The sequence below is a fragment of the Pseudoxanthomonas beigongshangi genome, assembly GCF_016820515.1.
GTDB classification, from domain to species: domain Bacteria; phylum Pseudomonadota; class Gammaproteobacteria; order Xanthomonadales; family Xanthomonadaceae; genus Pseudoxanthomonas_A; species Pseudoxanthomonas_A beigongshangi.
The window spans coordinates 70,579-80,102 of sequence record NZ_JADHDV010000019.1 but is presented as its reverse complement, the minus strand read 5'-3'; the positions used below and the strand labels follow the sequence as shown (position 1 = coordinate 80,102).

General features: G+C 66.9%; 10 protein-coding genes. 3 read left to right on the top strand and 7 right to left on the bottom strand.

What is annotated here, in order from left to right:
- The first annotated feature begins 78 nt into the window (after positions 1-78).
- Positions 79-411 (top strand): EF-hand domain-containing protein, encoded by a 333-nt coding sequence (locus IQ458_RS14420; RefSeq protein ID WP_203323244.1) that lies wholly within the window; start codon positions 79-81, stop codon positions 409-411.
- A gap of 31 nt (positions 412-442) precedes the next feature.
- Here IQ458_RS14420 and IQ458_RS14415 read toward each other — a convergent pair whose 3' ends face one another.
- The 6 genes from IQ458_RS14415 to IQ458_RS14390 form a co-directional block, all read right to left on the bottom strand.
- Positions 443-979 carry a protoglobin domain-containing protein gene (locus IQ458_RS14415; protein WP_183639687.1) on the bottom strand — a complete coding sequence of 179 codons (537 nt, stop codon included), beginning with the start codon at positions 977-979 and terminating at the stop codon, positions 443-445.
- Positions 980-991: 12 nt separating this feature from the next.
- Positions 992-1,360 (bottom strand): roadblock/LC7 domain-containing protein, encoded by a 369-nt coding sequence (locus IQ458_RS14410; RefSeq protein WP_183639685.1) that lies wholly within the window; start codon positions 1,358-1,360, stop codon positions 992-994.
- Positions 1,361-1,404: 44 nt separating this feature from the next.
- A complete protein-coding gene (locus IQ458_RS14405; RefSeq protein WP_192198318.1) occupies positions 1,405-1,908 on the bottom strand; it encodes a GTP-binding protein in 504 nt (167 codons plus the stop codon).
- On the bottom strand, positions 1,905-2,519 hold the full coding sequence (locus IQ458_RS14400; RefSeq protein ID WP_203323243.1) for a DUF4388 domain-containing protein: 615 nt from the start codon (positions 2,517-2,519) through the stop codon (positions 1,905-1,907). The genes IQ458_RS14405 and IQ458_RS14400 overlap by 4 nt, the downstream gene beginning before the upstream one ends.
- A 216-nt stretch (positions 2,520-2,735) precedes the next feature.
- Positions 2,736-4,397 carry an MFS transporter gene (locus IQ458_RS14395; RefSeq protein WP_183639679.1) on the bottom strand — a complete coding sequence of 554 codons (1,662 nt, stop codon included), beginning with the start codon at positions 4,395-4,397 and terminating at the stop codon, positions 2,736-2,738.
- A 10-nt stretch (positions 4,398-4,407) separates the two neighbouring features.
- Complete coding sequence (locus tag IQ458_RS14390; protein WP_183639678.1) at positions 4,408-5,790, bottom strand: DcaP family trimeric outer membrane transporter; 1,383 nt, start codon at positions 5,788-5,790, stop codon at positions 4,408-4,410.
- 334 nt (positions 5,791-6,124) lie between these two features.
- On the opposite strand from IQ458_RS14390, the gene acs reads away from it, so the two are divergent.
- Positions 6,125-8,068 carry an acetate--CoA ligase gene (gene acs / locus IQ458_RS14385; RefSeq protein WP_192198323.1) on the top strand — a complete coding sequence of 648 codons (1,944 nt, stop codon included), beginning with the start codon at positions 6,125-6,127 and terminating at the stop codon, positions 8,066-8,068.
- A 212-nt stretch (positions 8,069-8,280) separates the two neighbouring features.
- Here acs and IQ458_RS14380 read toward each other — a convergent pair whose 3' ends face one another.
- Positions 8,281-8,637: an endonuclease domain-containing protein gene (locus tag IQ458_RS14380; protein WP_203323242.1), complete on the bottom strand. Its 357-nt coding sequence runs from the start codon at positions 8,635-8,637 to the stop codon at positions 8,281-8,283.
- 191 nt (positions 8,638-8,828) lie between these two features.
- On the opposite strand from IQ458_RS14380, the gene IQ458_RS14375 reads away from it, so the two are divergent.
- Positions 8,829-9,494, top strand: coding sequence for a response regulator transcription factor (locus IQ458_RS14375; RefSeq protein ID WP_183639675.1), 666 nt, complete (start codon positions 8,829-8,831; stop codon positions 9,492-9,494).
- Positions 9,495-9,524 lie beyond the last annotated feature (30 nt).

Here is a 9,524-nt window from a genome sequence, read left to right as displayed (position 1 = left end):
GGGCGCCGGAGGCGACGGGGGATTTGCGCGGGGTGCGTGGACGAGCGCACACGCCAAATCCAGTCCTACAATGCGGGGATGACGCGTCTAGTGCTCGCATTGCTGATATCGGCCCTGCCGCTGCTCGCGGTGGGGCAGGTCAACGGCACCAAGGACTATCTGCAGCGCATGGATACCGATGGCGACGGTCGGGTCAGCCAGGCCGAGTTCCTGGACTGGATGAGCTACGCCTTCGATGCGCGTGACCGCAATCGCGATGGCGTGCTGTCCGGCGACGAGCTGCCGGGCGGCAAGGGGACCGCCATCACCCGCGCAACCCATCGCGAGCGATTGGCGGCCACCTTCCGCAAACAGGATCGCAGCGGCGACGGTTATCTGGATGCGCGGGAGCTCGCTGCTCCCCCGCAATAGGCCGCGGCCCGATCGATGAAACGCGGCGGCGTCAGCCGCCGGACAACAGCCGGCGAGCCAGGCGTTCGCTGCCGGTCAGCTCGGCCAGATGGTGCAGCTGGTTGTTCTCGTAGGCCTGGTTGAAGGTCGCCACGTCGATGGCCAGGACCTTGCGGAACGCCTGGATCGCCGCCTCGCCCTTGGCCGATGCGATGCGTTCGCCGTGGCGGGCGATCAGGTCCATCATCGCCAGCGGATAGCGGACCGGCAGTCCGATGCGCACGTGCACGTTGCCGATGCCCAGCCGCTTGAGTGCGTAGGCGTCGTCGTACTCACCGCAGAACACCTCCACGAACCAGTTGGCCAGGGTGGTGGCTAGGCGTTCCTTGTCGCCGATGAATTCCCGGGTCGGCTCGTGCGACAGCAGGCGCTCGTAGAACTCGGCGACCAGGGTCGGGGCCGCTTCGCGGGCCATCGGCTCCAGTGCCTTCAGCAACGCGCATTCCTCCGCCGACAGGGTGAGCAATTCGCGCAGCTCGCGGACGATGGCTTCGTCCTTGACCGTCCAGCTCTTGCGTTCGTGATTCATGGCGTCTGCTCCTTACAGGATGGCGGTCAACTGGGTGATCACGTCGGCCACTTCCAGTTCGATCAGACCGACATTGGTGTCCGACGGCGCCACCAGCGCCAGGCAGGCCTTGCTGCCGACCATGTAGATGAAGATGCGGCCCTCCGCAGCCACCAGCTTGATGCCGCGCAGCGTTCCGGTGGACAGGGTTTCGGTGATGCGCCGGCCCACGCCCAGGGCGGTGGCGGCCATCGCCGCGACCCGCGCCGAATCGACGCCGGGATCGGTAATCGACTGGCAGACGGGCATGCCGTCGAAGGTGCAAAGGAAGCTGCCCTTCATGCCCGGAATGGCGCGTGTCAGGGCGTCCAGCGTGGCTTGCATCTGTTCTTGCTTGCTCATGATGTGTCCTCGTGAAAACAGGGAAGAAGGCCGCGTGCAGGCGATCAGACGCGTTGCAGCAGCTGGTGGATGGCATGGCGGGCGTGCGCGGCGTCGCGGGGATTGAGCGCAAGCACCTGCTGTTCGGGAACACCGAAGTAGGCGGCGACCTCGGCGGCGGTCCAGCCGTCGGCCGCCAGATCGGTCCGGGTCAGCCCGATGATGAATTCCACCGGCTGGCGGCTGATCACGAACTCCAGGATCCGCCGCGCCTGCGGGAATTCGTTGGGCGCGTCGCAGGGCACCAGCACGATCAGGCCCAGCGCGCCTTCGCTGAGGACGTCCCACATGTAGTCGAAGCGCGACTGCCCGGGCGTGCCGAACAGGTGCAGCACGTAGTCGCCCAGTGCGATCTGGCCGAAGTCCAGTGCGACCGTCGTGTGCGTCTTGCCGATCCGCTCGGTGCTGACTTCCTCCGTGCTGACCACTTCGGTCTGGGACACGGAACGGATGAAGGTGGTCTTGCCGGCGCCGACGGGGCCGGAGATAACGATCTTGAGTGGGGTCATCGGGTGAAGAAGCTGGCGATGCGCTGGCCCAGGGACTGGCGCTGCTTGCGTTGTTCCGGATCGAGCCGATCCACGTATGCCTGCATCGGCCAGACTTTCTTGACCTGACGCAGGCGTTGCAGGTTGCGGCGCGTGCCTTCGAGCGGGAATCCCAGTTGCCGCGAGATCCGTTCGGCGCTGGCGCCCTCGGTGAGCAACGGCACGGCCGCGCCGAGGAACTCGGCCAGATCCGGCGGCAGTTCCACCTGGCGACCCTTGATCACCAGGAACATCGTCTTGGGATGCGGCAGGTCGCGTTCGTCCAGTGGCACCGCGCCGCGGCCTTCCAGCAGTTCGTCCATCCGCAGGAACGAACGCTTCGCCTCCACCGTGGCCAGCGGCTCGAAACGGAACTCGCCGTTCCCCTGCGCGAACATGCGCAGCAGCGCTTGTCCTTCGCTGCGCGAGTCGATGGGGCGTTCCACGGTCATCCGGGTGATGCTGGTGCCGGCGATGTCCAGGCGGAGCACCTGGCCATCCCGTTGATCCACGGTGAGCACGCCGTGCTTGCCGACAACCACGGTCAGGATGTCGCGCAGCGAGAAGTCGCTCAGGTTTCCGTGGATGGCCATGGGATGCCTCGATCGCGGGAAAGGCCGGGTCGCCTGACCGATGGCCGGGCGAACGAAGGTTCTGGGGAGAGTCCGGGCAGGATAGGAAGGCGCCACCGCTTGCGAAATCGGAGGATTCCTAAAAGCGCATGCCGCCGCGCGCACAAAAAAACGCCGGCCACGAGGGCCGGCGTCGGGTTGGCCGGAATGCGTCCGGCCGGCGCGGAGGGAGCGCGCTTACTGGGTGATGTCCACGTCCTTGGTTTCGCGCAGGAACAGGATGCCGACGATCAGGGTCAGCACCGCCACGCCGATCGGATACCACAGGCCGTAGTACATGTTGCCGGTGCCGGCGACCAGGGCGAACGAGATGGCCGGCAGGAAGCCGCCGAACCAGCCGTTGCCGATGTGGTACGGCAGCGACATCGAGGTGTAGCGGATGCGGGTGGGGAACAGCTCCACCAGGTAGGCCGCGATCGGGCCGTAGACCATGGTCACGTAGATCACCAGCACCCACAGCAGGAACAGCGTCATCGGGATGTTGATGCGTGCCGGGTCCGCCTTCTCCGGATAGCCGGCCGAGGTCAGCGCGGTCTTCAGGCGGGCGCCCAGGTCGGTGCCCTTGGCCTTGGCGTCATCCTTGGACAGCCCGGCCGCTTCGTACGACTCGACTTGATTGCCGCCGACCTCGACGCGGGCCAGCGAGCCGGGAGCGGCCGCCTGCACGGTGTACGGCACGCCCGCCTTGGTCAGCGCCGCGGTGGCGACGTCGCAGGAACTGGTGAACTTGCGCACGCCGGCCGGATCGAACTGGAAGCTGCAGGTGGCCGGGTCCGCCACCACCACCGCCGGCGAGCTCGCGCGGGCTTCCTCGATGCCCGGGTTGGCGAAGTGGGTCAGGCCCTTGAAGATCGGGAAGTAGGTGATCGCCGCCAGCAGGCAGCCGGCCAGGATGATCTTCTTGCGGCCGATGCGGTCGGACAGCCAGCCGAAGAAGATGAAGAACGGCGTGGCCAGGGCCAGTGCGCCGGCGATCAGCAGGTTGGCGGTGGTGCCGTCGACCTTGAGCGCCTGGGTCAGGAAGAACAGCGAGTAGAACTGGCCGCCGTACCACACCACCGCCTGGCCGGCGGTCGCGCCCAGCAGCACCAGCAGCATCAGCTTGAGGTTGCCGCCCTTCAGGCTGTCGCGGAACGGGGTCTTGGAGCCCTTGCCCTCGGACTTCATCTGCTGGAACAACGGCGATTCGCTCAACTGCATGCGGATCCACACCGACACGCCCAGCAGCACGATCGAGACCAGGAACGGAATGCGCCAGCCCCAGGCTTCGAACGCCTCGGTGCCCAGCGACAGGCGGCAGCTGAGGATCACCAGCAGCGACAGGAACAGGCCCAGCGTGGCGGTGGTCTGGATGAAGCTGGTGTACAGGCCGCGCTTGCCGTTGGGGGCGTGCTCGGCCACGTAGGTCGCCGCGCCGCCGTACTCGCCGCCCAGTGCCAGGCCCTGCAACAGGCGCAGGCCGATCAGGATGATCGGGGCGGCCACGCCGATGCTGGCGTAGGTGGGCAGGATGCCGACGATGAAGGTGGACAGGCCCATGATCACGATGGTGACCAGGAACGTGTACTTGCGCCCGATGCGGTCGCCCAGGCTGCCGAAGAACGCCGCGCCGAACGGACGCACCGCGAAGCCGGCGGCGAAGGCCAGCAGCGCGAAGATGAAGCCGGTGGTCTCGTTGACGCCGCTGAAGAACTGCTTGGCGATGATCGCCGCCAGTGAACCGTACAGATAGAAGTCGTACCACTCGAAGACGGTACCCAGGCTGGATGCGAAGATGACCTTCTTGTGGCCTTGGCTGAGTTCGCCGGACGGCGAATGCTTGAGCGTGGTTGCGTTCATTCCTCTCCCCTCAGAACGAGTATTTGACGTGGGTGTGCAGGCGCTTCAGGTCGCCCTCGCGGTCATCCTCGAGTGAACGCTGGCCGAAGATGAGTTCCGCGCCGATGTCCAGTTTCGGAAACGGCGAGTAGATGACGTTGGCGTGCATCGACTGGGTGCGCTCGGTGACGCCCCAGCCGGTGAGCGACACGTCGTTGTCGAAATGCGAGGCCGAGTACATCAGGTTGGTGCGGACCTTCGGGCTGAACACGTGGCGCCAGGCCACGAAGCCGCCGTAGCCGTCCAGCGCGCTGATGTCGCCGTCGGCCTCGGTGACCACGTCGCTGCCGACGCCGAAGGCCAGGTAGCGGCCGATGCCCTGGCCGGCGTTGACGGCGTAGCGGATGTCGTCGTTCTTGCCCAGGTTGAACTTGCCCGAGACGCTGAGCGCGGCGCCGGTGTCGGTCTCGTCGGCCACCTTGAACTGGCGCAGCAGCGCGGCCACGGTGAAGTGGCCCCAGTCGCCCTTGGTCAGCCAGCGCGCGGTGAAGTCGGGCGCGGCATTGTCTCCGCTGTTGAAGCGCGCGCCGGTCAGGTAGGGCGTGACGGTGGTCTGCGGGTTCTCGATCGAGAACGACCACGGGCCCTTGGTGTAGCGCAACTGCGCCTGGCGCACGAAGATGGTGCCGTCGGTCGGGCCGACGAAATCGACCGCGTCCGGCAGCGCGCCGGCGTCCATGAAGTTGGACCAGGTCTGGCCGGCCAGCCAGTTGTTCCAGGTCACGTAGGCGTGGCGCAGGGTGACGGCATAGGTGTTGGTGGCGGTTTCGTTGCCGGCCAGCGCGTTGCTGCCGCCGCCGAAGAAGTCGGCCTCGATGAAACCCTTGAACTTGTCGCCGTTGTCGGTGACGTGGTCGGCGCTGAGCCAGAAGCGCGAGAACTGGGCATGGAAGTCGGCGTAGGGATCGCCGCCATCGGCGTTCGCGCCCGCCACCGGGATCGTGCTGGGCACGTAGAACAGGCGGCCGGAGGAACCATCGGCGATGCGGCCGTCGCTGGTGTCGGTCACCATCGCGTCCATCTTGATGAAGCCGCCGTAGGAGAACGTGGTGCCCGGATTGGCGGCGGTCATGATGGTGGTGCCCTGGATCGGCTGCTTGCCGGCCGGCAGCGCCGGCTTGGCCGCCTGCGCGGCCTGGACCTGGGTCACCTGTTCCTGGGTGCTGCTGATCTGGGTCTGCTGTTGCTGCTGCGCCGACAGCAGCAGTTGCACCTGCCGCTCCAGTTCGGCCACGCGGGCCTCCAGCGCCTTTTCCTTCGCCGTCTGGGCGAACGCCAGGCCCGGCGCGATGCAGGCGACGAACAGCGCGGCGGCCAGCGGCCGCCTGGCCATCGTTGCGAAACGTGTGGTCATAACCCCTCCCGGTTTGGACGCATGCCGTGCTCGGCACGTGCCGGGCAGACTTGCGCCGTTGCCTCCGCCGCGCCTATTCGCCATTGGTCGAATGACGCGCGCCGGCCGCCAAAACCCCTTCAAAACGGCTTCCACGCGCGGGTGGGCATGCGGGTGCGCGGCTGGAATTACGACCAAGGTCTAACAGGGTTGCTGCGATGCCGCATGGCCGGATGCGGCAAACTCGGCGCGTCGCCCCTCCCGCGGAGCGTTGCCGGCGCTCGCGGTGTGATGGGCATTCTTGTCAGAATCGCATCCTCAGACTTTTCGTTCCGCTGTCCCCGGGAGGGCCCCCATGAGCGACATCTACCCCATCAAGCCGGACTTCGCCGCCAAGGCGCGCATCGACCGCGCCGCCTACCAGCGCGACTACCAGGCTTCCATCGACCATCCTGAAAAATTCTGGGGACAGGTCGCCGAGCGCCTGGACTGGTTCAAGAAGCCGACCCGGATCAAGGACGTCAGCTACCAGCTGGATGACTTCCACATCCGCTGGTTCGAGGATGGTGAGCTCAACGCCAGCGTCAACTGCCTGGATCGCCAGCTCGCCGCCCGCGGCGACAAGACCGCGCTGCTGTTCGAGCCGGACAGCCCGGACCAGCCGTCGCTGCGGGTCACCTACCGCGAACTGTACGAGCGCACCTGCAAGCTGGCCAACGCGCTGCGCGCGCTGGGGGTGAAGAAGGGCGACCGCGTCACCATCTACCTGCCGATGATTCCGGACGCGGCGGTGGCGATGCTGGCCTGCGCGCGCATCGGCGCGATCCACTCGGTGGTGTTCGGCGGCTTCGCCCCCAATTCCATCGCCGACCGCGTGGCCGACTGCGGCAGCAAGCTGATCATCACCGCCGACGAGGGCCTGCGCGGTGGCAAGAAGGTGCCGTTGAAGGCAAACGTGGACGCCGCGCTCAAGCTGCCCGGCACCAATTCGGTCGAGACCGTGCTGGTGGTGCGCCACACCGGCGGCGCGGTGGACATGCAGATGCCGCGCGACCGCTGGTTCGACGCGGTGGTCGACGAGCAGCCGGCCGAGTGCGAGCCCGAGCGGATGAACGCCGAGGACCCGCTGTTCATCCTCTACACCTCCGGTTCGACCGGCAAGCCCAAGGGCGTGCTGCACACCACCGGTGGCTACCTGCTGTACGCGGCCTACACCCACGAGGCGGTGTTCGATCTGCGCGAGGATGACATCTACTGGTGCACCGCCGACGTGGGCTGGGTGACCGGCCACAGCTACATCGTCTACGGGCCGCTGGCCAACGGCGCCACCTCGGTGATGTTCGAGGGCGTGCCCAACTACCCGAGCGTGTCGCGCTTCTGGGAAGTCATCGACAAGCACCAGGTCACCATCTTCTACACCGCGCCCACCGCGATCCGCGCGCTGATGCGCGAGGGCGAGGCGCCGGTGAAGAAGACCTCGCGCAGCTCGCTGCGCCTGCTCGGCAGCGTCGGCGAGCCGATCAACCCGGAAGCCTGGCGCTGGTACTACGACGTGGTCGGCGACGGCCGCTGCCCGATCGTGGACACCTGGTGGCAGACCGAGACCGGCGGCATCATGATCAGCCCGCTGGCCGGCGCGATCGACCAGAAGCCGGGTTCGGCCACGCTGCCGTTCTTCGGCGTGCGCCCGGCGCTGGTGGACGCCAACGGTGAAATCCTCGACGGCGCCACCGAGGGCAACCTGGTCCTGCTGGATTCCTGGCCGGGCCAGATGCGCACGGTCTACGGCGACCACCAGCGCTTCATCGACACCTATTTCCGCACCTATCCGGGCACCTACTTCACCGGCGACGGCTGCCGCCGCGACGCCGACGGTTACTACTGGATCACCGGCCGCGTCGACGACGTGATCAACGTCAGCGGCCACCGCATCGGCACCGCCGAGGTGGAAAGCGCGCTGGTGCTGCATCCGAAGGTCGCCGAGGCGGCGGTGGTCGGCTTTCCGCACGACATCAAGGGCCAGGGCATCTATGCCTACGTGACCCTGAAGGCCGGCGAGGTGCCCAGCGAGGAACTGCAGAAGGAACTGGTGCTGTGGGTGCGCAAGGAAATCGGCCCCATCGCCGCGCCGGACCACCTGCAGTGGGCGCCAGGCCTGCCGAAGACGCGCTCCGGCAAGATCATGCGCCGCATCCTGCGCAAGATCGCCGAGAACGCGCCGGACCAGCTGGGCGACACCTCGACCCTGGCCGATCCGGGCGTGGTCGATTCGCTGGTCGCGGAACGGAAGGTGAAGTGAGCATGGCGGGGGTCCGCAAATCCCCCCCAGCCCCCCTTTTTCAAAGGGGGGAGTACTTGCGGTCGGCGTTCCGGCGGGCTGCCAGCATCGAAGGCACTCCTGGAAGCCGGGTAATGCCGGGAGTCGGAGGCGCCCCGCGTCTCCCTGGCCCACATCGCGGTTTTTCCGAAGGAATCCCCCCTTTGAAAAAGGGGGGCAGGGGGGATTTTCCCTCAGCGTTCGCGGATCACCCGCAGGATCACTTCCAGCACGGCGGTCGTTTCCAGCAGCGCTTGCCGATCATCGAACCGGAGGACGCGCAGCCCCTGGCCCGCCAGGAATGCATCACGGCGTCGATCCCCTGCCAGGCCGTCGGCGGTGAAATGCTGGCTACCATCCAACTCGATCACCAGATCCGCGGCAGGGCCATAGAAATCGACGACATATCGCCCAAGCGGCTTCTGCCGGTAGAACTGCACGCCATCGAGCTGTTTCCTGCGCAGGTGGAACCACAGCCGCTGCTCGGCGTCGGTCATGTCGCGGCGCAGCCGGCGCGCATGGGGTTTGAGGTAGCGGTGGTAGGGACGCATCCTGAGAGTGAATCCCCCCTGCCCCCCTTTTCCAAAGAGGGGAAAGGCTCGATTCCGCGTAAGGAAAGTCCGCTGCCACCAACAAACTGCACCGGATTACGCACACGGCAACCTCGCAGCACTACCACCGAAGGAATCCCCCCTTTGAAAAAGGGGGGCAGGGGGGATTTGCTCCACCCCGGGAGAACCCCATGACCACCCTGCTGATCGCCGACGACCATCCGCTGTTCCGCGAAGCGCTGCGCGCGGCGGTGCAGCGGGTGCTGCCGGGCGTGCGCCTGCACGAGGCCGACAGCGTGGACGCGCTGTATGCGCTGGTGGACGCGCACCCGGATGCGGATTTGCTGCTGATGGACTTGAACATGCCCGGCGCGCAAGGGTTCAGCGCGCTGGTGCATGTGCGCGCGCTGCATCCGCAGCTGCCGGTGGTGATCGTGTCCGCGCGCGAGGAGCCGACCGTCATGCGGCGCGCGCTGGATCATGGCGCGCTGGGCTTCATTCCCAAGTCCGCCGATTCGGACACCATTGGCGAGGCCATCGGCACGGTGCTGGACGGTGAGCGCTGGGCGCCGGTCGAAGCGATGAACGCGCCGGCCATCAGCCGTGACGAACACGAGATCGCACAGCGCCTGCGCGACCTCACCCCGCAGCAGTTCCGGGTATTGCAGATGCTGGGCGTGGGCCGGCTCAACAAGCAGATCGCCTACGACCTGGGCGTGTCCGAAGCCACCATCAAGGCGCACGTCACCGCGATCCTGCGCAAGCTCGGCGTCACCAACCGCACTCAGGCGGTGCTGATGGCCGGTCGTCTCGCGGTGGATCCGGACGGCGTGGTGCCGCCGCCGGAAGAGGATTGACGACCGGCGACAACGGACCGGCGATCGGAT

Coding starts and splice junctions, on each gene's coding strand:
- IQ458_RS14390 (WP_183639678.1), bottom strand. CDS start 5,790: ATGACCACACGTTTCGCAACGATGGCCAGGCGGCCGCTGGCCGCCGCG.
- IQ458_RS14415 (WP_183639687.1), bottom strand. CDS start 979: ATGAATCACGAACGCAAGAGCTGGACGGTCAAGGACGAAGCCATCGTC.
- acs (WP_192198323.1), top strand. CDS start 6,125: ATGAGCGACATCTACCCCATCAAGCCGGACTTCGCCGCCAAGGCGCGC.
- IQ458_RS14410 (WP_183639685.1), bottom strand. CDS start 1,360: ATGAGCAAGCAAGAACAGATGCAAGCCACGCTGGACGCCCTGACACGC.
- IQ458_RS14400 (WP_203323243.1), bottom strand. CDS start 2,519: ATGGCCATCCACGGAAACCTGAGCGACTTCTCGCTGCGCGACATCCTG.
- IQ458_RS14375 (WP_183639675.1), top strand. CDS start 8,829: ATGACCACCCTGCTGATCGCCGACGACCATCCGCTGTTCCGCGAAGCG.
- IQ458_RS14380 (WP_203323242.1), bottom strand. CDS start 8,637: ATGCGTCCCTACCACCGCTACCTCAAACCCCATGCGCGCCGGCTGCGC.
- IQ458_RS14405 (WP_192198318.1), bottom strand. CDS start 1,908: ATGACCCCACTCAAGATCGTTATCTCCGGCCCCGTCGGCGCCGGCAAG.
- IQ458_RS14395 (WP_183639679.1), bottom strand. CDS start 4,397: ATGAACGCAACCACGCTCAAGCATTCGCCGTCCGGCGAACTCAGCCAA.
- IQ458_RS14420 (WP_203323244.1), top strand. CDS start 79: ATGACGCGTCTAGTGCTCGCATTGCTGATATCGGCCCTGCCGCTGCTC.